This window comes from Pseudomonas sp. 22189 (assembly GCF_052045635.1).
Taxonomy (GTDB): Bacteria; Pseudomonadota; Gammaproteobacteria; order Pseudomonadales; family Pseudomonadaceae; genus Aquipseudomonas; species Aquipseudomonas parakoreensis.
This window is the reverse complement of record NZ_JBQEPG010000008.1, coordinates 209572-234792: the sequence shown is the minus strand read 5'-3', so window position 1 is coordinate 234792 and position 25221 is coordinate 209572. Positions and strand designations below refer to the sequence as shown.

32 protein-coding genes are annotated in these 25221 nt (G+C 61.2%); 13 read left to right on the top strand and 19 right to left on the bottom strand.

All coding sequences use genetic code 11. The features are described from left to right. Nucleotides 1-108 precede the first annotated feature (108 nt). The 4 genes from ftsY to rpoH all read left to right on the top strand — a co-directional run bounded on the left by ftsY (nucleotide 109) and on the right by rpoH (nucleotide 4277). Nucleotides 109-1617: a signal recognition particle-docking protein FtsY gene (gene ftsY / locus ACTJKS_RS11310; RefSeq protein WP_108184098.1), complete on the top strand. Its 1509-nt coding sequence runs from the start codon at nucleotides 109-111 to the stop codon at nucleotides 1615-1617. After that, nucleotides 1614-2285, top strand: coding sequence for a cell division ATP-binding protein FtsE (gene ftsE, locus ACTJKS_RS11305; RefSeq protein WP_003229148.1), 672 nt, complete (start codon nucleotides 1614-1616; stop codon nucleotides 2283-2285). Before ftsY ends, ftsE begins: the two co-directional genes overlap by 4 nt. Next, a complete protein-coding gene (gene ftsX, locus ACTJKS_RS11300; RefSeq protein WP_007964135.1) occupies nucleotides 2282-3307 on the top strand; it encodes a permease-like cell division protein FtsX in 1026 nt (341 codons plus the stop codon). Before ftsE ends, ftsX begins: the two co-directional genes overlap by 4 nt. A 115-nt stretch (nucleotides 3308-3422) precedes the next feature. Next, a complete protein-coding gene (rpoH, locus tag ACTJKS_RS11295; RefSeq protein WP_003229146.1) occupies nucleotides 3423-4277 on the top strand; it encodes an RNA polymerase sigma factor RpoH in 855 nt (284 codons plus the stop codon). A gap of 206 nt (nucleotides 4278-4483) precedes the next feature. On the opposite strand, the gene mtgA is transcribed toward rpoH, so the two are convergent. Next, nucleotides 4484-5206 carry a monofunctional biosynthetic peptidoglycan transglycosylase gene (gene mtgA, locus ACTJKS_RS11290; RefSeq protein WP_108184096.1) on the bottom strand — a complete coding sequence of 241 codons (723 nt, stop codon included), beginning with the start codon at nucleotides 5204-5206 and terminating at the stop codon, nucleotides 4484-4486. Between the two features lie 74 nt (nucleotides 5207-5280). On the opposite strand from mtgA, the gene ACTJKS_RS11285 reads away from it, so the two are divergent. The 4 genes from ACTJKS_RS11285 (at nucleotide 5281) to trmB (ending at nucleotide 7523) form a co-directional block, all read left to right on the top strand. Then, the gene (locus ACTJKS_RS11285) at nucleotides 5281-5652 is read left to right on the top strand and encodes a DUF423 domain-containing protein (RefSeq protein WP_003229144.1); all 372 of its coding nucleotides are present in this window, start codon (nucleotides 5281-5283) and stop codon (nucleotides 5650-5652) included. Nucleotides 5653-5732: 80 nt separating this feature from the next. Next, nucleotides 5733-5933: a sulfur carrier protein ThiS gene (thiS, locus tag ACTJKS_RS11280; protein ID WP_161794890.1), complete on the top strand. Its 201-nt coding sequence runs from the start codon at nucleotides 5733-5735 to the stop codon at nucleotides 5931-5933. A 60-nt stretch (nucleotides 5934-5993) separates the two neighbouring features. Further along, a complete protein-coding gene (locus ACTJKS_RS11275) occupies nucleotides 5994-6788 on the top strand; it encodes a thiazole synthase (RefSeq protein WP_007964131.1) in 795 nt (264 codons plus the stop codon). A gap of 9 nt (nucleotides 6789-6797) precedes the next feature. Further along, complete coding sequence (trmB, locus tag ACTJKS_RS11270) at nucleotides 6798-7523, top strand: tRNA (guanosine(46)-N7)-methyltransferase TrmB (RefSeq protein ID WP_064589653.1); 726 nt, start codon at nucleotides 6798-6800, stop codon at nucleotides 7521-7523. Nucleotides 7524-7642: 119 nt separating this feature from the next. On the opposite strand, the gene ACTJKS_RS11265 is transcribed toward trmB, so the two are convergent. From ACTJKS_RS11265 to ACTJKS_RS11220, 10 genes are all read right to left on the bottom strand, one after another. Next, nucleotides 7643-7966, bottom strand: a complete 324-nt coding sequence (locus tag ACTJKS_RS11265) for a DUF3392 domain-containing protein (protein ID WP_003229134.1) — start codon at nucleotides 7964-7966, stop codon at nucleotides 7643-7645. A gap of 22 nt (nucleotides 7967-7988) precedes the next feature. After that, nucleotides 7989-9191 carry a radical SAM family heme chaperone HemW gene (gene hemW / locus ACTJKS_RS11260; RefSeq protein WP_108184095.1) on the bottom strand — a complete coding sequence of 401 codons (1203 nt, stop codon included), beginning with the start codon at nucleotides 9189-9191 and terminating at the stop codon, nucleotides 7989-7991. Then, a complete protein-coding gene (gene rdgB, locus ACTJKS_RS11255) occupies nucleotides 9188-9784 on the bottom strand; it encodes an RdgB/HAM1 family non-canonical purine NTP pyrophosphatase (protein WP_041063545.1) in 597 nt (198 codons plus the stop codon). Before rdgB ends, hemW begins: the two co-directional genes overlap by 4 nt. After that, nucleotides 9781-10215: a DUF4426 domain-containing protein gene (locus tag ACTJKS_RS11250; RefSeq protein ID WP_086792263.1), complete on the bottom strand. Its 435-nt coding sequence runs from the start codon at nucleotides 10213-10215 to the stop codon at nucleotides 9781-9783. Before ACTJKS_RS11250 ends, rdgB begins: the two co-directional genes overlap by 4 nt. 26 nt (nucleotides 10216-10241) lie before the next feature. Beyond that, nucleotides 10242-10862, bottom strand: coding sequence for a methionine biosynthesis protein MetW (gene metW, locus ACTJKS_RS11245; protein WP_003229126.1), 621 nt, complete (start codon nucleotides 10860-10862; stop codon nucleotides 10242-10244). A gap of 7 nt (nucleotides 10863-10869) precedes the next feature. Continuing rightward, nucleotides 10870-12009 carry a homoserine O-succinyltransferase MetX gene (gene metX / locus ACTJKS_RS11240; RefSeq protein ID WP_041063539.1) on the bottom strand — a complete coding sequence of 380 codons (1140 nt, stop codon included), beginning with the start codon at nucleotides 12007-12009 and terminating at the stop codon, nucleotides 10870-10872. 230 nt (nucleotides 12010-12239) lie between these two features. Further along, a complete protein-coding gene (locus ACTJKS_RS11235) occupies nucleotides 12240-12533 on the bottom strand; it encodes a DUF167 domain-containing protein (protein WP_108184094.1) in 294 nt (97 codons plus the stop codon). Further along, nucleotides 12530-13120, bottom strand: a complete 591-nt coding sequence (locus ACTJKS_RS11230) for a YggT family protein (RefSeq protein ID WP_108184093.1) — start codon at nucleotides 13118-13120, stop codon at nucleotides 12530-12532. The genes ACTJKS_RS11235 and ACTJKS_RS11230 overlap by 4 nt, the downstream gene beginning before the upstream one ends. A 10-nt stretch (nucleotides 13121-13130) precedes the next feature. Next, the gene (gene proC / locus ACTJKS_RS11225; RefSeq protein WP_027610579.1) at nucleotides 13131-13949 is read right to left on the bottom strand and encodes a pyrroline-5-carboxylate reductase; all 819 of its coding nucleotides are present in this window, start codon (nucleotides 13947-13949) and stop codon (nucleotides 13131-13133) included. A gap of 28 nt (nucleotides 13950-13977) precedes the next feature. Next, nucleotides 13978-14664, bottom strand: coding sequence for a YggS family pyridoxal phosphate-dependent enzyme (locus ACTJKS_RS11220; RefSeq protein WP_108184092.1), 687 nt, complete (start codon nucleotides 14662-14664; stop codon nucleotides 13978-13980). Nucleotides 14665-14720: 56 nt separating this feature from the next. Here ACTJKS_RS11220 and ACTJKS_RS11215 point away from each other — a divergent pair, with 56 nt between their 5' ends. Further along, a complete protein-coding gene (locus ACTJKS_RS11215) occupies nucleotides 14721-15755 on the top strand; it encodes a type IV pilus twitching motility protein PilT (RefSeq protein ID WP_041063525.1) in 1035 nt (344 codons plus the stop codon). A gap of 96 nt (nucleotides 15756-15851) precedes the next feature. Here ACTJKS_RS11215 and ACTJKS_RS11210 read toward each other — a convergent pair whose 3' ends face one another. Next, on the bottom strand, nucleotides 15852-16478 hold the full coding sequence (locus ACTJKS_RS11210) for a C40 family peptidase (RefSeq protein ID WP_108184091.1): 627 nt from the start codon (nucleotides 16476-16478) through the stop codon (nucleotides 15852-15854). A gap of 248 nt (nucleotides 16479-16726) precedes the next feature. Between ACTJKS_RS11210 and ACTJKS_RS11205 the strand changes: the two genes are divergently transcribed. After that, nucleotides 16727-17158: an NINE protein gene (locus ACTJKS_RS11205; protein WP_007964113.1), complete on the top strand. Its 432-nt coding sequence runs from the start codon at nucleotides 16727-16729 to the stop codon at nucleotides 17156-17158. 153 nt (nucleotides 17159-17311) lie between these two features. Here the strand turns inward: ACTJKS_RS11205 and ACTJKS_RS11200 are convergent, their stop codons facing one another. The 7 genes from ACTJKS_RS11200 to gshB all read right to left on the bottom strand — a co-directional run bounded on the left by ACTJKS_RS11200 (nucleotide 17312) and on the right by gshB (nucleotide 23424). After that, on the bottom strand, nucleotides 17312-18583 hold the full coding sequence (locus ACTJKS_RS11200; RefSeq protein ID WP_108184090.1) for a dihydroorotase: 1272 nt from the start codon (nucleotides 18581-18583) through the stop codon (nucleotides 17312-17314). Then, nucleotides 18580-19584 carry an aspartate carbamoyltransferase catalytic subunit gene (locus tag ACTJKS_RS11195; RefSeq protein WP_041063517.1) on the bottom strand — a complete coding sequence of 335 codons (1005 nt, stop codon included), beginning with the start codon at nucleotides 19582-19584 and terminating at the stop codon, nucleotides 18580-18582. Before ACTJKS_RS11195 ends, ACTJKS_RS11200 begins: the two co-directional genes overlap by 4 nt. 28 nt (nucleotides 19585-19612) lie before the next feature. Continuing rightward, nucleotides 19613-20119 (bottom strand): bifunctional pyr operon transcriptional regulator/uracil phosphoribosyltransferase PyrR, encoded by a 507-nt coding sequence (gene pyrR / locus ACTJKS_RS11190; RefSeq protein WP_108184089.1) that lies wholly within the window; start codon nucleotides 20117-20119, stop codon nucleotides 19613-19615. 81 nt (nucleotides 20120-20200) lie between these two features. Further along, nucleotides 20201-20638 carry a Holliday junction resolvase RuvX gene (ruvX, locus tag ACTJKS_RS11185; RefSeq protein WP_003229101.1) on the bottom strand — a complete coding sequence of 146 codons (438 nt, stop codon included), beginning with the start codon at nucleotides 20636-20638 and terminating at the stop codon, nucleotides 20201-20203. Beyond that, nucleotides 20638-21210 (bottom strand): YqgE/AlgH family protein, encoded by a 573-nt coding sequence (locus tag ACTJKS_RS11180; RefSeq protein WP_108184088.1) that lies wholly within the window; start codon nucleotides 21208-21210, stop codon nucleotides 20638-20640. The genes ruvX and ACTJKS_RS11180 overlap by 1 nt, the downstream gene beginning before the upstream one ends. Nucleotides 21211-21445: 235 nt before the next feature. Further along, nucleotides 21446-22345, bottom strand: a complete 900-nt coding sequence (locus ACTJKS_RS11175; protein WP_041063513.1) for an energy transducer TonB — start codon at nucleotides 22343-22345, stop codon at nucleotides 21446-21448. A gap of 107 nt (nucleotides 22346-22452) precedes the next feature. Beyond that, nucleotides 22453-23424, bottom strand: a complete 972-nt coding sequence (gshB, locus tag ACTJKS_RS11170) for a glutathione synthase (RefSeq protein ID WP_108184087.1) — start codon at nucleotides 23422-23424, stop codon at nucleotides 22453-22455. A gap of 225 nt (nucleotides 23425-23649) precedes the next feature. Between gshB and pilG the strand changes: the two genes are divergently transcribed. Genes pilG through ACTJKS_RS11155 form a run of 3 tightly spaced genes read left to right on the top strand, consistent with a single transcriptional unit; the run spans nucleotide 23650 to nucleotide 25030 of the window. Continuing rightward, nucleotides 23650-24054 (top strand): twitching motility response regulator PilG, encoded by a 405-nt coding sequence (gene pilG, locus ACTJKS_RS11165; protein ID WP_041063509.1) that lies wholly within the window; start codon nucleotides 23650-23652, stop codon nucleotides 24052-24054. 60 nt (nucleotides 24055-24114) lie between these two features. Then, nucleotides 24115-24480 carry a twitching motility response regulator PilH gene (pilH, locus tag ACTJKS_RS11160; protein ID WP_025109154.1) on the top strand — a complete coding sequence of 122 codons (366 nt, stop codon included), beginning with the start codon at nucleotides 24115-24117 and terminating at the stop codon, nucleotides 24478-24480. A 10-nt stretch (nucleotides 24481-24490) separates the two neighbouring features. Continuing rightward, nucleotides 24491-25030 carry a chemotaxis protein CheW gene (locus ACTJKS_RS11155; protein WP_108184085.1) on the top strand — a complete coding sequence of 180 codons (540 nt, stop codon included), beginning with the start codon at nucleotides 24491-24493 and terminating at the stop codon, nucleotides 25028-25030. The last annotated feature ends 191 nt before the right edge of the window (nucleotides 25031-25221 follow it).

Here is a 25221-nt window from a genome sequence, read left to right as displayed (position 1 = left end):
AAATGTTGCGCGTGAACAAGCTGGATGAAACACAGTCTGTTCTGCATCGAATATTTATTTGCCGGGGCGCCCTTATGGCGCGTCGCTACCGTGAGATAGCCGTCCTCCATGTTTGGTTCCAACGACGACAAGAAGACCCCAGCTGCGGCTGGCGAGAAGAAAAGCCTGTTCGGATGGCTGCGTAAGAAACCGCAGGAACCCGTCGTCGAACAGCCGCCCGCGATTCCTGAACCGGCCCCGACGCCAGCGCCTGCCATAGAAGAAGAGCCGGCGCCGATCGTGCTGCCGATTGCCGAGCCGGTGCTGCAACCGGTTGAGCCAGAGCCACAACCTGAAACCCCGGTGGCGGCCGAGCTGTCATTGACTCCGACGGTCGAGCCGTGGCTGACCTTGCCGGTGGCGGAAGAGCCGGTGGCCTTGGTCGAAGAGGCGGCGCCGCATGTGACGCCGCCGATTCCGGCGCCTGCCGCGTTCGTCCCTGAAGTCGCTCCGGCGCCAGTGGTTGAGCCCGTTGTCGAGCCAGCGCCGGTTGTTCCCGAACCCGTGGCCCCGGTGGTCGTCGCCCCTGTTGCGCCGGTCGTTCAGCAGCCTGCACCTGCACCTGCCCCGGTCGTCGCTGCTCCGGTGGTGCCGGTAGACGTGGTTGCTGAAACGCCAGTGGAAGCTCCGCGCAGCGAAGAAACCAAAGTCGGCTTCTTCGCCCGCCTCAAGCAAGGCCTGTCGAAAACCAGCGCCAGCATCGGCGAAGGCATGGCCAGCCTGTTTCTCGGCCGTAAAACCATCGACGACGACCTGCTTGATGAGCTGGAGACCCGTCTGCTGACCGCCGACGTCGGTGTCGAAGCCACTACGCAGATCATCCAGCGCTTGACTCAGAAGGTCGCCCGCAAAGAGCTGGCCGATGCCGACGCGCTGTACAAGTCGCTGCAGGCCGAGTTGGCGGCGATGCTGAAACCGGTCGAACAGCCGCTGAAAATCGCCTCGCAGACCAAACCGTTCGTGATTCTGGTGGTCGGCGTCAACGGCGCCGGCAAGACCACCACCATCGGCAAGCTGGCGAAGAAGCTGCAACTGGAAGGCAAGAAAGTCATGCTCGCCGCCGGTGACACCTTCCGCGCCGCTGCCGTTGAGCAGTTGCAGGTCTGGGGCGAGCGCAACAAGATCCCGGTGATCGCCCAGCACACTGGCGCGGACTCGGCGTCGGTGATCTTCGACGCCGTGCAGGCCGCCAAGGCCCGTGGCATTGACGTGCTGATCGCCGACACCGCCGGTCGTCTGCATACCAAAGACAACCTGATGGAAGAGCTGAAGAAAGTTCGCCGGGTGATCGGCAAGCTCGACGCCGACGCGCCGCACGAAGTGTTGCTGGTGCTCGACGCCGGCACCGGTCAGAACGCCATCAATCAGGCCAAGCAATTCAACCAGACCGTCGAACTGACCGGCTTGGCGCTGACCAAGCTCGACGGCACCGCCAAGGGCGGGGTGATTTTCGCCCTGGCCAAGCAGTTTGGTCTGCCGATCCGCTACATCGGCGTCGGTGAAGGCATCGACGATCTGCGTACCTTTGAAGCCGAACCCTTTGTCCAGGCACTGTTTGCCGAGCGGGAGCGTTCATGATTCGTTTCGAACAGGTCGGTAAACGCTACCCGAACGGTCACGTCGGCTTGCATGAGCTGAGCTTTCGAGTCCGTCGTGGCGAGTTTCTGTTTGTCACCGGTCACTCCGGTGCTGGTAAATCCACGCTGTTGCGCCTGTTGCTGGCGATGGAGCGTCCGACCAGCGGCAAACTGCTGCTGGCCGGGCAGGACCTGAGCACCATCAGTAACGCGCAGATTCCGTTCCTGCGCCGGCAGATCGGCGTGGTGTTCCAGAATCACCAGTTGCTGTTCGATCGCACGGTGTTCAACAACGTCGCGCTGCCGCTGCAGATTCTCGGCCTGTCCAAGGCCGAGATCGCCAAGCGCGTCGATTCGGCGCTGGAGCGCGTGGCGCTGTCGGATAAAACCGATCTGTACCCCGGCGACCTGTCCACCGGTCAGCAACAGCGCGTCGGCATCGCCCGCGCCATCGTCCACCGTCCAGCCCTGCTGCTGGCGGACGAACCGACCGGTAACCTCGACCCGCGCCTGGCGGCCGAGATCATGGGCGTGTTCGAAGACATCAACCGCCTGGGCACCAGTGTGCTGATCGCCAGTCACGACCTGGCCCTGATTGCGCGCATGCGGCACCGCATGCTGACCCTGCAGCGCGGCCGATTGATCGGCGACGGGGAGGCCGGCGTATGAGTGCGACACGCAGTCCGAAGGTTTCCGAGCGCGTGGCCCCGAAGGCCGCCGACCCGCAACCGCCGAAGAAGAAAAAACACGACGATGACGATGGCCCGGACTTCTCCACGCTGTTGCGTTCGTGGATTGAAAGTCACCGCGCCAGCCTGCTCGACAGCCTGCGTCGCCTCGGCAAGCAGCCGATCGGCAGCTTTTTCACATGCATGGTGATGGCCGTGGCGCTGAGCTTGCCGATGGGCCTGTCGCTGCTGATCAACAACGTCGAGCGTCTCGGCGGTTCGTGGCAGCGGGCGGCGCAGATTTCGTTGTACCTGCAACTGGATGCCACGCCCGCGCAGGGCGAGTCGTTGCGCGAGCAGATCAAAGGCATGCCCGGTGTCGCTGATGCCGAATATGTCGGCCGCGATCAGGCGCTGGAAGAATTTCAGCAGCAGTCCGGTCTGGGCGAGGCCTTGCGCGAACTGCCGGAGAACCCGCTGCCGGGCGTGGTGCTGGTGACCCCGAACGAGGTCGACAAGCCGACCCTGGAAGCATTAAGACAAAAACTTTCCGAGCTGCCCAAGGTACAACAGGCGCAACTTGATCTAGTCTGGGTCGAGCGTCTGGCTGCCATCCTCAAGCTCGGTGATCGTTTTGTCTTCGGTCTGACGGTGCTTCTGGTTTCTGCATTACTTTTGGTGATAGGCAATACCATTCGTCTTCATATTGAAAACCGCCGCACAGAGATAGAAGTGATTAAACTCGTCGGCGGCACTGACAGCTATGTGCGTCGTCCCTTCCTTTATATGGGCGCGTTGTATGGCTTCGGTGCAGGTGTTCTGTCTTGGGGTGTGCTGGCGTTCGGCCTGAACTGGCTGAACGACGCGGTGGTTGGACTGGCCGGCTTGTACGGCAGTGATTTCGCGCTGGCCGGAGTGCCAGTTGCCGACGGTCTGTCGCTCTTGCTTGGCGCGGTGCTGTTGGGTTATATCGGTGCATGGATTGCAGTCGCACGTCATCTCAGGGAGCTGGCGCCGAAGTAGAATCTTTTTTGCGCGTGATTGACCTTGCGGTTTTTTTGGGAACTTGCACTTGAATTCCCGGTCAATTTTTCGCAGTGCCGAGAGGCACGAGTATGTAAGTGGGAGGTTTTTTCGCATGACCAATTCTTTGCAACCTGCGTACGCGTTGGTTCCGGGTGCGAACCTGGAAGCCTATGTGCACACCGTCAACAGCATTCCATTGCTGACGCCGGAGCAGGAGCGTGAACTGGCCGAGAGTCTCTACTATGAGCAGGATCTTGGGGCGGCTCGGCAGATGGTGCTCGCCCACCTGCGATTTGTCGTACACATTGCCCGTAGCTATTCCGGCTACGGTCTGGCTCAGGCTGACCTGATCCAGGAAGGCAACGTCGGCCTGATGAAGGCGGTTAAACGCTTCAACCCGGAAATGGGTGTGCGTCTGGTGTCGTTCGCCGTGCACTGGATCAAGGCGGAAATTCACGAGTTCATCCTGCGCAACTGGCGCATTGTGAAAGTCGCGACCACCAAGGCCCAGCGCAAGCTGTTCTTCAACCTGCGCAGCCAGAAGAAACGTCTGGCGTGGCTGAACAACGAGGAAGTCCACCGTGTGGCGGAAAGCCTCGGCGTCGAACCGCGTGAAGTGCGTGAGATGGAAAGTCGCCTGACCGGCCATGACATGGCCTTCGACCCGGCTGCAGAGGCCGATGACGACAGTGCTTTCCAGTCGCCGGCCAACTATCTGGAAGACCACCGGTACGATCCGGCGCGTCAGCTGGAAGATGCCGACTGGAGCGACAACTCCAATCACAACCTGCACGAAGCGCTGGAAGTGCTGGACGAGCGTAGCCGTGACATCCTCTACCAGCGCTGGCTGGCAGAAGAGAAAGCCACGCTGCACGACCTGGCACAGAAGTACAACGTGTCGGCCGAGCGGATCCGTCAGCTCGAGAAGAGCGCGATGAACAAGCTCAAGTTGTCGATCGCCGCGTAACCGGCGCTCAGGCAAACAAAAACGCCCCGATCAGCGATGATCGGGGCGTTTTTTTATGCGCATATGTCAGGGCGGCATTAATCCCTGTGGGAGCTGGCTTGCCAGCGATGGCGTCGGGTCAGTCATGTAGATGGTGGCTGAACTACCGCTATCGCGGGCAAGCCCGCTCCCACAGGGATTTTCAGTGTCTATAAGAACAGTGAGGGCTATTGCGCCCAAGGCGCCCGACGCGAATCATCCAGCCCCAGCAAATAACTGGTCCCGCCCAACTGGCTCATCTGCTGCCGAATCCACCCGGCCCGGCGCGATACATAAGCTGTCGGATGGCTCGCACTCCACACCCGCGGATTGGGCAGTACTGCCGCCAGATAACTGGCCTGCTGACGCGACAGTGACTTGGCGCTCACACCAAAGTGATGACGTGCTGCGGCTTCGGCACCAAACACCCCGTCATCCCACTCGACGCTGTTCAGGTAAACCTCAAGAATCCGCTGCTTGGGCCAGAACACTTCGATCAGTCCGGTAAACCAGGCTTCCAGGCCTTTGCGCAGATAGCTGCGCCCCGACCACAGAAACAGGTTTTTCGACACTTGCTGGCTCAGGGTGCTGGCGCCGCGAATCGAACCGCCGAGTTCGTTGTGGGCCAACGCCGCCTGGATCGCGCCGAAGTCAAAACCCCAGTGCTCGGGAAATTTCTGATCTTCGCCGGCCATGACCGCGACTTTGAGGTCATCGGAGATTTCGTCCCACGATTTCCAGGTGCGCTGCAGGTCAATCGGCTCGCCGTCGACCCAGGATTCGATCTTGCGCTCGACCATCAGCGCCGTGCCCGGCGGCGGCACGAAGCGAAACAGCAACACCAGCAACACACTGCCGCCCGCGAACCAGAGCAGGGCCTTCGTGAGACGACGCAAAAGTGAACGCAGCATAGAGATGGCTTGGCCGAACCGATAGAGCGGGCCATTATACAGACCCTGCCGAACGAGTCTGACTGGAGTTCCACATGCTGCGTGGCTTTCTGATGCTGGCCGCTTTCTTTGGTTTTACCGGTGTGGGCCTTGGCGCCTTCGCCGCCCATGGCCTGAAAAGCCGCCTGACCCCTGAGTATCTGGCGATTTTCCATACTGGCGTGACTTATCAACTGGTGCACACCCTGGCGTTGTTCGGCGTGGCGCTGCTGGCCACGCAGATTCAGGGGCGGTTGGTGACCTGGGCGGGTATTTCGTTCGCCGTCGGCATTCTGCTGTTCTCCGGGAGCCTGTATGTGCTGACCACCACCGGCATCAGCAAGCTCGGCATCATCACCCCATTCGGCGGGCTGGCGTTTCTGGTCGGCTGGCTGTGCCTTGGGCTTGCCGCCTGGCGCCTGCAGTAAACCGCTTGACGCTTGGTGCTGACCTTTAGGTCATGATCGGGCTAGAATGCCACCCCCTAAAAATGATGGCGGCCTGGCGCATGCGCATTCAGTTGAACGGCGAATCCCTTGAACTGCCCGACGGTGAAACCGTTGCGGCCCTGATTGCCCGTATGGACCTGACCGGTCGGCGGGTGGCAGTTGAACTCAATCTGGATATCGTCCCGCGCAGTCAGCATGCCGACACCGTTCTCAATGACGGCGACCATGTTGAAGTGGTGCACGCCATCGGCGGCGGCTAGTCGCCCGGCCCGCAAGGGCACAGAATTCTGCAAGACCCTCACCCCTAAAGAGGATTCCCCATGAGCATCGTTCGCAGCGACAAGCCTTTTGTTCTGGCCGGTCGTACTTACCAGTCGCGTTTGCTGGTCGGTACCGGCAAGTACCGTGACATGGAAGAAACCCGTCAGGCCATCGAAGCCTCGGGTGCCGAGATCGTCACCTTCGCCGTGCGCCGTACCAACCTCGGCCAGATCGAAGGCGAGCCGAACCTGCTCGAAGTGCTGTCGCCGGATCGCTACACCTTCCTGCCGAACACCGCCGGTTGCTACGACGCTATCGAGGCCGTGCGCACCTGCCGCCTGGCCCGTGAGCTGCTCGACGGCCACAACCTGGTGAAGCTGGAGGTGCTGGCCGACCAGAAAACCCTGTTCCCCAACGTGATCGAAACCCTCAAGGCCGCGGAAACGCTGGTCAAGGAAGGCTTCGACGTGATGGTTTACACCAGTGATGACCCGATCATCGCCCGGCAACTGGCGGAAATCGGCTGCATCGCGGTCATGCCGCTGGCCGGTCTGATCGGTTCCGGTCTGGGGATCTGCAACCCGTACAACCTGCAGATCATCCTCGAAGAAGCGAAAATTCCGGTGCTGGTGGATGCCGGTGTCGGTACCGCCTCCGACGCCACCATCGCCATGGAACTGGGCTGTGACGCCGTGCTGATGAACTCGGCCATCGCCCACGCCCAGCAACCGGTGATGATGGCCCAAGCCATGCAACACGCGATCGTCGCGGGCCGTCTGGCCTACCTCGCCGGCCGCATGCCGAAAAAACTCTATGCCAGCGCCTCTTCGCCGCTGGATGGTCTGATCAAGTAAGAGCCATTGATGACTGAATCGAACGACACGCCTATCCAGACGGAAGAGGGCGACGAGCGCCAACACCGCCGCATCAAGAGCTTCGTGATGCGCGCCGGGCGCATGACCGAAGGCCAGCAACGTGGTCTGGACCAGGGCGCGCCGCTGTACGTGCTGCCGCTGGCCGACGCGCCGGTGGATTACGATCAGGTGTTCGGCCGTTCGGCACCGCGCTCGCTGGAGATCGGTTTCGGCATGGGCCACTCGCTGCTGGAAATGGCCGCGGCGGCACCGGATCAGGACTTTATCGGTGTGGAAGTGCACCGTCCGGGTGTTGGCGCGCTGCTCAATGGCGTGCTGACTCAGGGCCTGACCAACCTGCGGGTCTACGATTGCGACGCGATCGAAGTGCTCAACCGCTGCATCGCCGACAACAGCCTCGATCGCCTGATGCTGTTCTTCCCTGACCCGTGGCACAAGAGCCGTCACCACAAGCGTCGCATCGTTCAGGCGTCCTTCGCCGAACTGGTGCGCAGCAAGCTGAAGGTCGGCGGCATCCTGCACATGGCCACCGACTGGGAACCGTACGCCGAGTACATGCTGGAAGTGATGAACGTCGCCCCGGGCTACCGCAACCTCGCCGAAGACGGCAAATGCGTACCGCGCCCGGCCGAGCGCCCGATCACCAAGTTCGAACGCCGCGGCGAACGTCTTGGGCATGGCGTGTGGGATCTGAAGTTCGAAAAACTGTCCTGAGTCCTGCGCAATACTCCTGTAGGAGCTGCGGCACGCTGCGATCTTTTGATCTTGATTTGAAGATCAANGATCGCAGCGTGCCGCAGCTCCTACAGTTGTTTTGGGCGTACTGAAAGGGATCAGCGGCGATCAGCGACAACGCCGATCAACACCAGCACCACCAGCAACACCGGCGCCAGGCTGTAGTTGTTGAACTGGCTCAGGCCCTTGACCACCCACGGTGTGGCGTAGATCAGCGCGGCACCGCTGCCGATTACGCACAGCAGGGCCATCAGCGGTACGCGCAGGGCGCCGGCGATGCTGCCCAGACGCTGCTCGACCCAGCCCTTGAAGTCGGCGCCGAACAGCACCAGCAGGCAGCCCACCAGCGCCAGGGCGATTTCCGAGAGGTTGCTGCGGCTCCAGCGGGACACGGTGGCGAGCAGATCGAGTATCAAATCCATGCGTTTTCCCTTGGGGCTGAAATCAGTTCAGAAATTGTTGCAGCAAGTCGTTGAGGAACAACTGTCCGCGCTCGGTGGCCGCCAGACGTGACGGTTCGACCTGCAACAGGCCACTTTGTTCTGCCGCTGCCCGGCCTTCTGCGAGGCTTTCCAGCGGCAGGCCGGTGCGCTCCGGATACAGGCGCGATTCGACGCCCGAGGTCAGGCGCAAAGCGTTCATCAGAAATTCGAACGGCATCTCGTCGTTGGTCAGCGCTTTTTCGCCAGCCTGGAAGTTTTTTGCCGGATTGAGATAGTCCTTCGGCAAACGCGTCTTCCAGGTGCGCACGATGCGCCCGTCCGGATGGCTGAGCTTGCCGTGGGCGCCGGCGCCGATGCCGATGAAGTCGCCGAAACTCCAGTAATTGAGGTTATGCCGCGCCGGACGCCCGGGCTGGGCATAGGCCGAGACCTCGTATTGCGCGTAACCGTGCGCGGCCAGCAGCGCTTGCCCGGCCTCCTGAATGTCCCACAGCGTATCGTCTTCCGGCAGCACCGGCGGCTGGTTCCAGAACACCGTGTTCGGCTCCAGTGTCAGCTGATACCAGGAGATGTGCGTCGGTTTCAGTTCGATGGCCTGGCGCAGGTCGCTCAAGGCATCGTCCAGCGACTGGTCGGGCAGGCCATGCATCAGATCGAGGTTGAAGTTATCGAACCCGGCCTGACGCGCCATACCTGCCGCGCGCACCGCTTCGTCGCCGTTGTGGATACGTCCGAGGGCTTCGAGTTTCTGCTGCTGGAAGCTCTGGATGCCGATCGACAGGCGATTGATCCCCAGCTTGCGGTACGCGACGAACTTCTCTTGCTCGAAGGTGCCTGGATTGGCCTCCAGGGTGATCTCGATGTCGTGCGCAAACGGGATGCGCTGCTCGACGCCTTTGAGCAGGCGCCCGAGGGCTTCGGCGCTGAACAGACTCGGCGTACCGCCACCGAAGAAGATCGAACTGATTTCACGGCCGTACACCGCGTGCAGGTCCTGATCGAGATCGGCCAGCAACGCGTCGACGTATTCCTCTTCCGGCAGCACCGGGCTGGCGGTGTGCGAGTTGAAGTCGCAATACGGGCATTTGCGCACACACCACGGAATGTGGATGTACAGCGCCAGAGGCGGCAGCGTCGGCAGCGGCGCCCGAGGCGAAGAGGCGCCGCCGATGATCAGCGACGACGCGGGGTGACTATCGGTCATTTCAAACCCAGACGCTGGCGCAGCAGATCCATTGCACGGGCGCGGTGGCTGATCTGGTTTTTGTCGGCCGGGCTCAGTTCGGCGCTGGACACGTCACGCTCCGGCACCCAGAACAGCGGGTCGTAGCCGAAACCGTGCTCGCCGCTGGCGGCGGTCAGGATGCGCCCGTGCCACAGGCCTTCGCAGAGAATCGGCAGCGGATCATCGGCATGCCGCACCAGTGCCAGCACGCAGACGAACTGCGCCCCACGCTCGGCTTGTGGCACGTCTTTAAGCGCGTCGAGCAGTTTGGCGTTGTTCGCCGCATCGCCCTTGCCGTCGGCATAGCGCGCCGAGTAGATGCCCGGCGCGCCGCCAAGGAAATCCACCGCCAGGCCGGAATCGTCAGCCAGCGCCGGCAGCCCGGAGATGCGCGCGGCATTGCGCGCCTTGAGGATCGCGTTCTCGACGAACGACAGACCGGTTTCTTCCGGTTCGACCTTGCTCCATTCGCCGATCGAGCGCAGTTGCACCGAGTCGCCGAGCATGGCCTGGAGTTCCTTGAGTTTGCCGGCGTTATGGCTGGCCAGTACGAGTTGCGTGAGGTTCATCATTCGCCGGGAAAGAGTTCTTGGTTGAAGTTGATGGTGTTGATCTTGTCACCGTTCTGCACCTTGATTTCAAAGGTGCGGGTTTCCTGCTGTTCCACCGGATACTGGGCGATGTAGTAGATCGCGCCTTGTTCGGTGACCTGGCGGAAGTTCAGGGTCACGCTCTGGCTGGTCAGGTCTTTGATCGTGCCAGTGACGTTGGCGATCAGCGGTTTGCCGTCCTTGATCACCGAGACGTTGATCACGCCCTGGTTCTTGCTGCGGATCAGCTCGGCTGCCTTGGCGATCTCGGGTGTCAGGAAGGTCGAGTTGAAGGTGTTGTAATGCACGGTAACGTCACCGAACACTTCCTTGCGTTCGCCCTTGATGGCATCGGCGGCCACCGCCGACAGACTCAGGCAGGCGGCCAATAGCACAGTAATCAAGCGACCCATGATCGTTCTCCTCGAAATGTCGTGGTTCAGACCGCGACCCGATGATCTGCAAGCACCGGGCTGCTGACGCGGTAGATACCAATCTCACCTAACAGATTAGGCCATAGCTTACTGGCCCACCCGTGGCGGTGCTGTTGATCCACGGCAAGCCGATCAATGACCTTCGCATCACGTTCGCGACAAAGTTCTTCAAAGTCTTCGAAGGTGCAGAAGTGAATGTTCGGCGTGTTGTACCAGGTGTACGGCAGAAATTCCGACACCGGCATGCGGCCCTTGCTTGCCAGATACCAGCGGCAGCGCCAGTGACCGAAGTTGGGGAAGGTGATGATGCACTGACGACCGACCCGCAGCATTTCGTCGAGGATCTTGTCCGGGTAATGCACGGCTTGCAGGGCCTGGGTCATGACGACGATGTCGAAACTGTTGCTGGCGAAGTTGCCCAGCCCTTTGTCCAGGTCCTGCTCGATGACGTTGATACCCTTGGCCACGCATTCGGCGATGTTGTCGGCGTCGTTTTCCAGGCCATAACCGGTGACATTCTTGTTGTCGCGCAGCCAGGTCAGCAGTTCGCCGTCGCCGCAGCCGAGGTCGAGCACGCGGCTGCCGGCGGGGATCCATTCCTGGATGATTTCCAGATCAGCTCTCATGGCTTGTTCACACCGTAATTCGGTTCATGTAATTGCCGAACGCCTGCAAATAGCGCGGGATCGGAATCAGGAAGGCGTCGTGGCCCTGGGGTGCATCGATTTCCAGGTAGCTCACGTCTTTGCGTGCCGCCATCAGCGCGTCCACCAGCTCCCGCGAGCGAGCCGGGGAGAAGCGCCAGTCGGTGGTGAATGACATCACGCAGAACTTGGCGGTGGCGTTTTCAAAAGTTTTCGCCAGGTTATCGTCGAAGTTCGCCGCAGGATCGAAGTAGTCCAGGGCTTTGGTCATCAACAGATAAGTGTTGGCATCGAATCGTCCGGAGAATTCTTCACCCTGATAGCGCAGATAGCTTTCGACCTGGAACTCGACGCTGTGGAAGTCGTAGTTGAGCTTTTCGCTCTTCAGGCCGCGACCGAATTTCTCGCCCATCGAGTCGTCGGACAGGTAGGTGATGTGCCCGACCATCCGCGCCAGCATCAGCCCACGCTTGGGGATCACACCTTGTTCCTGGAACGAACCGCCGTGGAATTCCGGGTCGGTGAGGATCGCCTGACGCGCGACTTCGTTGAAGGCGATGTTCTGTGCCGACAGCTTGGGCGCCGAGGCGATAGCCAGGCAGTGACGCACGCGATCCGGGTAGGTGATAGTCCACTGCAAGGCCTGCATGCCGCCGAGGCTGCCACCGATCACGGCGGCGAACTGACGAATGCCGAGCCGGTCGGCCAGACGCGCCTGGCTGTGCACCCAGTCTTCTACGGTGAGCACCGGGAAGTCGGCGCCGAATGGCTTGCCGGTTTCCGGGTTGATACTGCTCGGGCCAGTGGAGCCGTTGCAGCCGCCCAGATTGTTCAGGCTGACCACGAAGAACTTGTTGGTGTCGATCGGTTTGCCGGGGCCGATGCAGCTGTCCCACCAACCGGGCTTGCGGTCGTCGACGCTGTGATAGCCGGCGGCATGGTGATGCCCGGACAAGGCGTGGCAGATCAGCACGGCGTTGCTCGCCTGTGCGTTCAGCGTGCCGTAGGTTTCGTAGATCAGGTCGTAGGCGGGCAGCGAACGGCCGCAGGCCAAAGCCAGAGGTTCACTGAAGTGCGCCGTTTGCGGCGTCACCAGACCAACAGAATCGGGGGGAAAGGCAGCTGGCATCGACCCTGCTCTCGTTGAAATGAGGCGTAAGTCTAAAGACCGGGGGGGTTAGCGGCAAGCAACGATAAGGCCTGATCGTTGATTGAGCGAAGTCCTTGTGGTGAGGGGATTTATCCCCGATGGCTGCGTAGCAGCCCTGTAATCTTTGGCCGTACCGAGAGAATGGGGTTGGCAGCAACAAGGGGGCCGCTTCGCGACCCATCGGGGATAAATCCCCTCACCACAGTGGATCAGACCGGACGCACCAGATCAGGCAACTCCGGCAGCTTCTTCGGTGCACAGATCTTCACCCGTTTCTGCCGGTTCAACTCGCCGCTGAGCAAACTGACCTGGCTTTTGGACACCCCGAAAGCCTTGGCCAGAAAGCCCATCAGATACGCATTGGCCTTGCCCTCGACCGGCGGCGCCGTGAGGCGGATCTTCAGGCGGTCACCGTGCAGCCCGGCGAAATCATCGCTGCGGGCTGCCGGTTGCAGATGACATTCGAGGATCAAATCGTCCCCATCCCAGCGAAACCAGCTCACATCAGCAGGCGCAGGATTTCCGGCATCATCGTCATCGCCGCCAGATTGTTGATCACCAGCATGTCGATCAGCTTCAGCGCGAGGAAGGCGAAGATCGGCGACAGGTCCAGACCGCCGAGGTTCGGCAGAATCTTGCGGAACGGTGCCAGCGCCGGCTCGCAGATCTGGTTGACCAGTTCAGCGCCCGGGTTGTGGCTGCCTGGGGCGACCCACGACAGGATCACGCTGATGATCAGGGCGAAGAAGAAGATCTTCAGGAACAGCGCGATCACGCCGATGATCGACCAGATGAACAGCTGCAGCGGGTTACCGGTGGTGCCGTAGGTCAGCAGCAGGGTCAGGGCCATCAAGGCCAGTTGCACCAGAATTGCCAGCACCAGCGATGACATATCCAGGCCGAACAGGCTCGGGATGATCCGGCGCAGCGGCTTGAGCAGCGGCTGGGTGGCCTTGACCACGAACTGGCACAGCGGGTTGTAGAAATTCGCCCGCACCAGTTGCAGGACGAAGCGCAACAGCACGATCAGCAGGTACAGGCTGCCGAGGGTTTGCAGCACGTAAACCGCTGCGGTGTTCAATCCAATCATGTAAGGCTCCTTATTTGCCCAGTTGTTCGGCCATTTCGGCCGAGCGGTGCGCGGCGGCGCCGAGTGCTTTTTCCACCAGGGCTTCGAAGCCATTAGCCTGGAATGATTTGATCGCGGCCTCTGTGGTGCCATTTGGCGACGTCACGCGACGGCGTAGTTCGGCAGCGTCGACATCGCTGGATACCGCCATGTGCGCGGCGCCCAGCGCCGTTTGCAGGGTCAGTTGTTCGGCGATTTCTTTTGGCAGGCCGAGTTTGACGCCGGCAGCGGTCATCGCTTCGATCAGCAGGAAGAAGTACGCCGGGCCGGAGCCGGAGACGGCGGTCACGGCATCGAGTTGCTGCTCTTCGTCCAGCCACAGCGCAATGCCCACGGCGGACAGCAGCTCTTCAGCCTGCTGACGCTGTTCGGCAGTCACTTCGCTGGTGGCGTACAAACCGCTGACGCCCTGACGCAGCAGCGCCGGGGTGTTCGGCATGCAGCGCACGATCGGCTGCTCGCCGAGCCACGCAGTCATGCTCGCGCAGGTGATGCCGGCTGCGATCGACACCACCAGTTGCTGCGGTTTCAGGCTTGGACGGATGGCTTCGCACACGGCTTTCATCGCCTGTGGCTTGACCGCCAGCACGATCACGTCGACACCGTCGATGGCCTGCGCGTTGTCAGCGAAGGTTTCGATGCCGTGTTCGGCGCTGACGCGTTGGCGGGTTTCTTCACCCGGATCGCTGGCGCGGATGTGGCTGGCTTGCAGACCCTTGGCGCGCAGGCCGCCGATCAGACTGGCGGCCATGTTGCCGGCACCGATAAAGGCAATACGTGTGTTGCTCATGTCAGGTCCTTTTTCAGATGGCTGTCGGTCATTGCTGACCGTAATCTCTGGCACCAAACAGGGCGGTACCGATCCGCACCCAGGTGGCGCCTTGGGCGATGGCCGACTCGAGGTCGTGGCTCATGCCCATGGAAAGTGTGTCGAGCGGCAGATTCAGGCTGGCCTGCAAACGTTGCACGGCAGCAAAAGCGGCGTCTTGTTCGGCGCGATCTTCGGTCGGCTCGGGAATCGCCATCAGCCCGCGCAGTTTCAATCGGGGCAGGGCGCTGATGGCCTCGGCCAGCGCCGGCAGGTCGGCCGGGGTGCAGCCGGACTTGCTGGCCTCACCACTGACGTTGACCTGAATGCAGATGTTCAGCGGCGGCAGCTCGGTCGGGCGCTGCTCGGACAGGCGTTGGGCGATTTTCAGGCGATCCACGGAGTGCACCCAGTCGAAATGCTCGGCGATAGCGCGAGTCTTGTTCGATTGAATGGGGCCGATGAAGTGCCAGATCAAGGGCAGGTCGGCCAGTTCGAGCTGTTTGCCCAAGGCTTCCTGCAGATAGTTCTCGCCAAAGTCACGCAGGCCGGCGGCGTAGGCTTCACGCAGGGCCTGCGCCGGTTTCGTCTTGCTGACGGCGAGCAATTGAACGCTGTTTTCGTCACGACCGGCCGCTTTGGTCGCGGCCTGGATACGCGAACTAACCTGGAGAATGTTGTCTGCTATCGTGGACATCAAGAGGCGCCGGCGGTCTGAAGGTTCGCGGCATTCTACTGGAATTGAGGGACGCTATGGATATCACTGAACTGCTGGCGTTCAGCGCCAAACAGGGCGCTTCCGACCTGCACCTGTCGGCCGGTCTGCCGCCGATGATCCGCGTCGATGGCGATGTACGGCGGATCAATCTGCCGGCGCTGGATCACAAGCAAGTGCACGAATTGATCTACGACATCATGAACGACACCCAGCGCGTCGACTTCGAGAAACACCTGGAAACGGATTTCTCGTTCGAGGTTCCCGGCGTCGCGCGTTTTAGGGTCAATGCGTTCAACCAGAACCGCGGCGCCGGTGCGGTGTTCCGCACCATCCCGTCGAAAGTGCTGAGCATGGAAGACCTCGCCATGGGCGATGTGTTTCGCAAGATCACCGATGCGCCACGCGGGCTGGTGCTGGTGACCGGGCCGACCGGCTCCGGCAAATCGACCACGCTGGCGGCGATGATCGATTACCTCAATACCCATCGCCATCACCATATCCTCACCATCGAAGACCCCATCGAATTCGTCCACGAATCGCGCAAATGCCTGATCAATCAGCGCGAAGTCCATCGCGATACCCGCAGTTTCGCCACGGCATTGCGCTCGGCGCTGCGCGAAGACCCGGACGTGATCCTGGTGGGGGAGATGCGCGACCTGGAAACCATCCGCCTCGCACTGACTGCCGCCGAGACCGGGCACCTGGTATTCGGCACGCTGCACACGACGTCGGCCGCCAAGACCATCGACCGAGTTGTCGATGTGTTCCCGGGCGACGAGAAGTCCATGGTGCGTTCAATGTTGTCCGAGTCGCTGCTGGCGGTGGTGTCGCAAACGCTGATCAAGAAGATCGGCGGCGGGCGGGTGGCGGCGCATGAAATCATGCTGGGAACGTCGGCGATCCGGAACCTGATCCGCGAGGACAAGGTGGCGCAGATGTATTCGGCGATTCAGACCGGTGGGTCGTTGGGGATGCAGACACTCGACATGTGCCTGAAGGAGCTGGTGACCAAGGGCTTGATCAGCCGCGAGCATGCGCGGGAAAAGGCGCGTACGCCGGATAATTTCTAAAGGCCAAAAGCAAAAGATCGCAGCCTTCGGCAGCTCCTACAGTGATTTGTGTAGGAGCTGCCGAAGGCTGCGATCTTTTGATCTTGATTAGAAAGCTTAGCGCTGAACCACGCGCATCTGCTTGCCGCCCGGTTCTTTCGGCAGCACACGCTTGGCAACCACGTAGTGCTGTTCCCAGTACGGCTTGTTCAACGTATCGATGCTGACCGCTTTGCCACGGCGTGGTGCGTGGATGAAGCGGTCGTTGCCCAGGTAGATGGCAACGTGGTTGACCCGACGGCTCTTGATGTTGAAGAAAATCAGGTCGCCCGGTTTCAGGTCCTTGCGTTCGACTTTCTCGCCATGCCCGCTGGCCATGGCGTTGGAGGTACGTGGCAGGTCGAACGTGGCGTCGTTGAACGCATATTTGACCAGACCGCTGCAGTCGAAGCCTTTACTTGGGCTGCTGCCGCCCCAACGGTAGGGAGTACCGAGGACGTTCACCGCACGGCTCAGGACGTTGCTGCTTTCCTTGTTGGCCATCGGTGGCACCAGCTTGCCGTGACTCTTGCTGGCGAGCGTGGTGTGTTTCGTTTGTTTGCTGCTTTTGCTCGAAGGAGCCGAAGCATGGGATTTAGGGGTGAAACCGTTAACGTTGGGAAGACGTTGCTCACGATTGGTGGCGTGGGCGGCCAGTGGCATTAATAGGCAAATAGTTAGCCATGTCTTGAAAAATGGTCGCATTAGGCGTGGCTCTTAGGTGGTAGCGCGCAACTTTATAACAGCTTTTTTGTCCCTTCCGAGGCCGTTGGTCGATTCAATCGGGAGGCAACGGAACCAAACAAGCGGCAAATGGACGCGATTGTCCGACAGAAGTCCGGTGGTATAAGGCTTTGACGGACGACACAGTAACATTTGCCGTACGTCGGCTCCCTGTAAAAAAGTCACAAAGAATTAAAGAAAATTTATCTATCGAGTGAATCGAGGTCTTCATGAACCGCTATCAGCAGGTCGCTGCACCGCAGGATACCCACAGCAAAATCATCGGTTATCTGCTGTGGATTTTTGGTTTCACCGGCGCTCACCGCTTCTATTACGGCAAGCCGGTGACCGGGACGATCTGGTTCTTCACCTTCGGTCTGCTGGGCATTGGCTGGCTGATCGACGTGTTCCTGATCCCGGCAATGGATCGCGAGGCGGATCTGCGTTTCACCGCAGGGCCGATCGAATACAACGTGGCGTGGATTCTGCTGACGTTCCTGGGCGTGTTCGGCGTGCACCGGATGTACCAGGGCAAGTGGATCAGCGGGTTGCTGTATCTGCTGACCGGCGGGTTGTTCTTTATTGGTGTGCTGTATGACTTCTGGACCCTGAATGATCAGGTGTCGGTGCGCAACGCGCAGAATCGCGGCGCCTTTCAGTAACCTGTGGCGAGGGGATTTATCCCCGATGGGGCGCGTAGCGGCCCTAAAACATTCAACCGCGGAGGAACTGAAATCACCGCGGTTGTAGATCGAGGGCTGCTGCGCAGCCCATCGGGGATAAATCCCCTCGCCACAATGTCCCTCAGCAGCCGGTTACGCCTGGTGGCTGATCCGCCCGTCCACCAGCGTATAGCGCACCACGCCCGGCAGGCTGTGCCCGAGGAACGGGCAGTTCTCGCCCTTCGACAGCCAGCCTTCGCCGGCCACGGTGGAGGCTTTCGGGTCGAACAGCACGATATCCGCCGCACCACCGACTTCCAGTTTGCCCGCCGGCAAACGCAGTGCATCCGCAGGCCCGGCACTCAGGCGCGCCAGCAAGGTCGGCAGATCCAGTAAACCATCCTCAACCAGCGTCATCGCCAGCGGCAGCAGCAATTCCACACTGCTGATGCCCGGCTCGGTCGCGCCGAACGGTGCCAGTTTGGCGTCGCGTTCGTGCGGCTGGTGATGGCTGGAGATCGCCGAAATCACCCCGGACTTCACCGCTTCACGCAGGCCGTCGCGGTCGGCGCGGGTGCGCAGCGGCGGTTGCACGTGATACAGGCTGCTGAAGTCGATCAGCGCTTCATCGGTAAGGATCAGCTGATACAGGGCGACATCTGCAGTGACCTGCAAGCCACGGGCCTGCGCCTGAGCGATCAAGGCCACGCCGCGCGCGCTGGTCAGTTGGCTGAAGTGCGCGCGCACGCCAGTCTGCTCGACCAGCAGCAGATCGCGAGCCAGAGCCACGGTTTCCGCGGTTTCCGGAATCCCCGGCAGGCCGAGGAAACTGGCAACCGCGCCTTCATGGGCCAGACCGCCATCGGCCAGATCGTGATCCTGCGAATTGAAAATCACCGTCAGGTCGAAAGTGGCCGCGTATTCCAGCGCCCGGCACAGGGTGCGGGTGTTGCGGAAACTCTCCAGGCCATTGCCGAACGCCACACACCCGGCGTCGCGCAGCGCCACCAGCTCAGCCAACTGTTCGCCGTCCAGGCCTTTGCTCAGCGCGCCGATCGGAAACACCTTGGTGTTGCCGGCTTCGCGGGCGCGGTCGAGGATCAGTTCGGCCACGGCCGAGGTATCGAGTACCGGTTTGGTTTTCGGCGGGCAGCACAGACTGGTCACGCCGCCCGCCGCCGCCGCGCGGGTTTCGCTGACGATGCTGCCTTTGCGGCTGTAGCCCGGTTCGCGCAGGGCGACGTTCAGATCGACCAGCCCGGGCGCGGCAACGAGACCTTGAGCGTCGATGGTTTCAACGGCAGTGAAACCGGCGGGTGCGGCGCCGAGGGCGACGATCTTGCAGGCTTCAACGTGGATATCGGTGATTTGATCCAGGCCGCTGCTTGGATCGATGACGCGGGCGCCGAGAATGCTGAGCTTCACTGGGCGTTCTCCTGCTCGAATTGGCGCTGGGCGGTTTGCCCGCTCATGGCCATGGACAGCACGGCCATGCGGATCGCAATGCCGTAGGTGACTTGATTGAGGATCACTGAGTGCGGGCCGTCGGCCACCGCGGACTCGATTTCCACCCCCCGGTTGATTGGCCCCGGGTGCATGACGATGCAATCGGGCTTGGCCCCGGCCAGACGCGCGGTAGTCAGGCCGAAGAGGCGGTAGAACTCGCCTTCGCTCGGCAGCAGGCCGCCGCTCATGCGCTCACGCTGCAGGCGCAGCATGATCACCACGTCGACGTCCTTCAGGCCTTCATTCATGTCGGTGTAGACCTTGACCCCGTACTGCTCGATGCCGATCGGCAGCAGGGTCTTCGGCGCGATCACGCGGATGTCAGGGCAGCCCAGGGTCTTCAGGGCCAGCATGTTCGAGCGCGCGACCCGCGAATGCAGGATGTCGCCGACAATCGCCACCGAGAGGTTTTCGAAACCGCCCTTGTGCCGACGGATGGTGAGCATGTCGAGCATGCCCTGGGTCGGGTGCGCATGACGGCCGTCGCCGCCGTTGATGATCGCCACCTGCGGGCAGACATGCTCGGCGATGAAGTGTGCGGCGCCGGAATCACCGTGGCGCACGACGAACATGTCGGCGGCCATGGCCTCGAGGTTGCGCAGGGTGTCGAGCAGGGTTTCGCCCTTGCTGGCCGACGAGGTCGACACGTTCAGGGTGATCACGTCCGCCGACAGCCGCTGGGCCGCCAGTTCGAAGGTGGTGCGGGTGCGGGTGGAGTTTTCGAAGAACACGTTGCACACGGTCTTGCCGCGCAGCAACGGGACCTTCTTCACCGCCCGGGCACCGACTTCGAGGAACGAGTCGGCAGTGTCGAGGATTTCCGTCAGCAACTCGCGGCGCAGGCCGTCGAGCGAGAGGAAGTGGCGCAGCTGGCCCTGATCATTGAGCTGCAGCGGGCGCTTGGTATCTAGAGGCGTCATCGCGAGGGGGACTCTCAATAAGGGCGGGTTAAGGATTCAGGTCTTGCAGTTCGAGCGTCAGCGGCTCCGGGCCGGACAACTTGACCCGCTCATTGGCGGCCAGCGACAGGGTCGCACCCACCACGTTCGGGCGGATCGGCAGCTCGCCGGCGTCCAGGTCGAGCAGGCAGACCAGGGTCACGCTGGCCGGGCGGCCGTAGTCGAACAGTTCGTTCATGGCGGCGCGGATGGTCCGGCCACTCATCAATACGTCGTCGATCAGCACCAGGTGCTGGCCTTCGATCTCGAAGGGCAGGGCCGACGGACGCACTTGCGGGTGCAGGCCGTTCTGGCTGAAGTCGTCGCGGTAGAAGGAAACATCCAGCGTGCCCAGCGGCGCGTCACTGCCCAGTTCCTTGAGCAGGGCCTGTGCGACCCAGATACCACCGGTGCGAATGCCGATGTAACGCGGCTCGCGGATATCACGCTGTGCAAGGTGCGCCTTGAGGCGGGTCGCCATCTGGCTGATCAGATCGGCGGGATTGGGCAGGCTCATGGATGCTCCTTCGTGATTCCGAGCCGCGTCCTGCCGGACGTGGCTGGGTTTATAACCAAAAGAAAAGCGCCGAAGCGCTTGTCAGGATTCAAACAATGCAGTGTTTTCATCGAGCCAGCCCTGCAGCAGCAGAGCGGCGGCGATGGCGTCCACCGGGTTGTCGCGGTAACTGCCTTTCTGCCCGCCACGCACCAGTCGCTCACCCTTGGCTTCAAAGGTGGTCAGGCGTTCGTCGTGGGTATAGAAGGGCACATTGAAACGGCCATTGAGACGGCGGGCGAATTTCTCCGCGCGCAGGCACATCTCGCTGGGCGTGCCGTCCATGTTCAGCGGCAGGCCGACCACCACGGCGTCGGGTTTCCATTCCTTGAACAGCGCTTCGACCTGATTCCAGTCGGGCACGCCGTTCTGCGCTTTCAGGGTGCACAGCTCACGGGCCTGGCCGGTAATCACCTGGCCGACCGCAACGCCGATCTGTTTGGTGCCGTAGTCGAAGCCGAGAATCAGGCGCAGGGCCATCAGGCGTGCCCCGCCTGACTGGTCAGCAGGCTGAGGTTGATCCCCAGATGCCGTGCCGCCGCTTCCAGACGCAGCTCGCTGCTGGTGTTGAACAGGATGTCGGCGTCGTACGGGCAGGTCAGCCAGGCGTTGTCGGCCAGTTCGGCTTCCAGTTGCCCGGCTTCCCAACCGGCGTAGCCGAGGGTGATCACGCTTTTCACCGGGCCCACGCCGTCAGCGATGGCGAACAGCACGTCCTGCGAAGTGGACAGCGCCAGATCACCTTCGAGCTCAACGGTGGCCTGAAAGGTCTTGCCGGCCGGGTGCAGGACGAAACCGCGATCAGTCTGCACCGGGCCGCCGATGAAGATCGGCACATGCTGGCACAGCGCTGGCGGATCGATGTCCGGGCGCAATTGCTCGAGGATGTCAGCCAGATTCAGCTCTTGCGGTCGATTGACCACCAGCCCCATGGCGCCATTGGCCGTGTGCTCGACGATGTAGGTCAAGGTGTGGGCAAAGTTCGGGTCGGCCATATGCGGCATGGCGATCAGGAAATGATGCTTGAGGTAGCTGGGGCTGACGTTTTTCATGAGCGATAGTGTGGCGTTCAAGGGGCGAACTGACAAGCTGAGGATCAGAGAACAACGCAGATCCATTGTTGAAGTTGAACCTTTGTGGTGAGGGGATTTATCCCCGATGGGGCGCGAAGTGGCCCTCAATCCATTGACGTGATATGCCTGACATACCGCGTGTGCTGGTTTTGCGACTGCTTCGCAGCCGATCGGGGATAAATCCCCTCACCACAAAAAACCTGTATGCCGGCGGTCAGTTGCTGGAAAGCTTGTCGCCCCGGGCGAATTTCCAGGTGCGGATGATTTCCAGTCGGTCGATATCCGACAGATCGCCGGTAAACGGCGCGAACGGCGCCGCCAGTCGGACGATGCGCTGCGCCGCCTGATCCAGCAGCGGCTGGCCGGAGGATTCCAGCACCAGCACTTCATACAGCGAGCCGTCGCGGTTGATCGAAACCATCAGGCGCAGGTTGCCGTAAATCTGCTTGCGCCGCGCTTCTTCCGGGTAATTGAGGTTGCCGATGCGCTCGACCTTCTTGCGCCAGTCATCCTTGTACCAGGCGCCCTTGTCGCGCATGGTCGAGGCCGCGCTCAAGCGGTGAATCCGCGGGCGCTTGGCGTACAGCTGCTGTTCGTTGGCCAGTTCGGCTTCGAGGCTGGCGATGTCGCTGGACAGCTGCGAGCTGTCGAATGTCGGCGCGTTGACCGCAGGCTTGGTTTCGGTTTTGGTTTCTTCTTTCTTGGTCGGCGCCTTTTGCTGTTTCGGCGCCACCGTGGTCACCGCAGCTTTCGGCGCGGCCTCGCGTACTTCCGGCTTGGCGGCCGGAGGCGGGGTGACTTTCTTGACCTGATTGTCCTGGAACGGCGCGACCTCGGTGGTCTTGGGAATCGCCTTCTTGTCGAGGGTGCCGCTGCCTTCCTGGTTTTCCTGAGCGAGGAAATCAGCCTTCTTCGGCTTGGTTTCGCTCTTGAAGGTGGCGAGGGTGATTTCCAGGGTTTTGCTGATTTGCTTGGGTTCGACCATGGTAAAGCCGACGCCGAGCAGCAACGCCAAATGAATCAGCGCCGCGAGAAACAGGGTAAAACCGAGGCGATCGGCCGGGCGCACGCCACGCTGGGCGAGTTCTGCGGGCAGATCGGACGGGAGGGTCATGACAAGAAAACCAACATCGCGTTTTTCAGAGGCTGCGCATGATAACGCAATGTTGGTTTCACGCCTTGGGCTTCACGCTTCAAGCGACAGACTGCATGTGACGTGCATCAAGCTTGTGGCTTTTTGCCGGCGGCTTGCAGCTTCTTGTCGATCGCGTCCATCAGCATGCCGCCGATGTCGGTGCCGAACGCGTTGTCGATTTCGCGGATGCAGGTCGGGCTGGTGACGTTGATTTCCGTCAGGTGCTCACCGATCACATCCAGACCGACGAACAGCAGGCCTTTCTCACGCAGGATCGGGCCGACTTGCGCGGCGATCCAGCGATCCTTGTCGGTCAGCGGCCGCGCTTCACCACGACCACCGGCCGCGAGGTTGCCACGGGTTTCGCCTTGAGCCGGAATTCGCGCCAGGCAGTAATCCACCGGCTCGCCGTCGATCATCAGGATGCGTTTGTCGCCGTCGACGATGGCCGGCAGGTAGCCCTGAATCATGATCTGCTGCTTGCCGTGCAGCGTCAGGGTTTCAAGGATCACCGACAGGTTCGGGTGACCGGCGGTATGACGGAAGATCGACGAACCGCCCATGCCGTCCAGCGGCTTGAGGATGACGTCGCCATGGTGGTCGGCGAACTCACGCAGCACGTCCGGACGACGGCTGACGATGGTCGGCGGCGTGCACTGCGGGAACAGCGTGGCGAACAGCTTTTCGTTGCAGTCGCGCAGGCTCTGCGGTTTGTTGACCACCAGCACGCCGGCGGTTTCGGCCTGTTCCAGCAGGTAGGTGGAGTAGACGAACTCCATGTCGAACGGCGGATCCTTGCGCATCAGGATCACGTCCAGGTCGCTCAGCAGGTTGTCCTGCTCGGCGTCCAGTTCGAACCATTTTTCCGGGTTGGCGAAGACTTTCAGCGGCTTCATGCGCGCCCGGGCCTGACCTTCGGCCTGATACAGGTCGCGCTGCTCCATGTAGAACAGTTCCCAGCCACGTTTCTGCGCGGCCAGCAGCATGGCCAGCGAGCTATCCTTTTTATAGGAAATGCTGGCGATAGGGTCCATGACAATCCCGACGCGAACGCTCATTGGGTTTTCCTCGACAATTGGCTACCGGATCGGTATTGAAAAAGTGCCGCCAGAGTGGCGCTGGCAGGGTTTTCGGTCAAGGAAAAACCCGTCGATAGATTGCATCTGGAGACTGTGCTAAAAAGGCTGGCATAGCGTGCTGGCCCTTGAGCATCAAGGGTTTCCAGCCATTACTCATCGCAAAACGGACAATTTGATTCGCAAAGGCGACGGTAGAGCCCCCTTATGGAACAGCAGTCCAGCGCCTTGAAGGTCATGGTGATCGACGACTCGAAAACGATTCGTCGCACCGCCGAAACGCTGTTGAAGAATGTGGGCTGCGAGGTCATCACGGCCATCGACGGCTTCGACGCGTTGGCCAAGATCGCCGACAACCACCCCGGGATCATTTTTGTCGACATCATGATGCCGCGTCTGGATGGTTATCAGACCTGCGCTTTAATCAAGAACAACAGTGCGTTCAAGGCCACGCCAGTGATCATGCTGTCGTCGCGTGACGGGCTGTTCGACAAGGCCAAGGGGCGGATTGTCGGTTCTGATCAATTTTTGACCAAGCCTTTCAGCAAGGAAGAACTGCTCGACGCGATTCAGGCCCACGTTCCGGGCTTTGCCGCCGTTTTGCCGCAGTAAGACACGTACAGTGACGCTTGGCCAGCGGGCCGGGAGTCGACAAGAAAAATGGGGAAGACCATGGCACGTATCCTGATCGTCGATGATTCGCCGACTGAAATGTACAAACTCACCGGCATGCTGGAAAAGCACGGCCATGAAGTGCTCAAGGCCGAAAACGGCGCCGACGGCGTGGCCCTGGCCCGTCAGGAAAAACCCGACGCAGTGTTGATGGACATCGTCATGCCCGGCCTCAACGGCTTTCAGGCCACCCGGCAACTGACCAAGGATGCCGAGACCAGCCATATTCCGGTGATCATCATCACCACCAAGGATCAGGAAACCGACAAGGTTTGGGGCACGCGCCAGGGCGCGAAGGATTACCTGACCAAACCGGTCGAAGAAGACATGCTGATCAAGACCCTGAACAACGTGCTGGCCGGTTGATCGCGCGGCCATGAACCAGTCGCTGACCGCGTTCGAGCTGCTGTGGCAGATCGACCAGCGCTGCCGTCTGCTGGCGGCGGATCTGCCGTCGCAGCCCGGCCGTCAGGATCGCTGGAGCGGCATCGGCTTTCGCCTCGGTGAGCATTGGTACGTCACGCCGATGGGTGAAGTCAGCGAAGTGCTGCACGAACCGCGTTGCACTCAATTGCCCGGGGTCAAGCCGTGGGTCAAAGGGGTGGCTAACCTGCGTGGGCGCTTGCTGCCGATCATGGACCTGTGCGGCTTCTTCGGCCACGAGCTGTCACCGCTGCGCAAACAGCGGCGGGTGTTGGTGGTGGAGCACAACGACGTGTTCGCCGGGTTGCTGGTGGATGAGGTGTTCGGTCTGCAGCACTTCGAGCAGGACAGCTTCGAGCCGATCTCGATCAGCAAACGCCAGGGTTCCAAGGCCGAGTTCGTCAAAGGCTATTTCCGGCGCGAGCAGAACTGGCGGGTGTTCAGCCTGTTTGCGCTGGCCAGGTCGCCGGTGTTCATGAGCGTCGCGATATAGCCGAAGCACCATAAATCTATGGGGTGGGAGTCTGTGGCGAGGGGATTTATCCCCGATGGTTGGCGAAGCCAACCCAAAACCTGCATTCGCGATGTTCCAGATACCACTCAGTTTTGGGGCCGCTGCGCGACCCATCGGGGATAAATCCCCTCACCACAAATCCCACAGTGGACCGTGGCAGGTTTCATAGG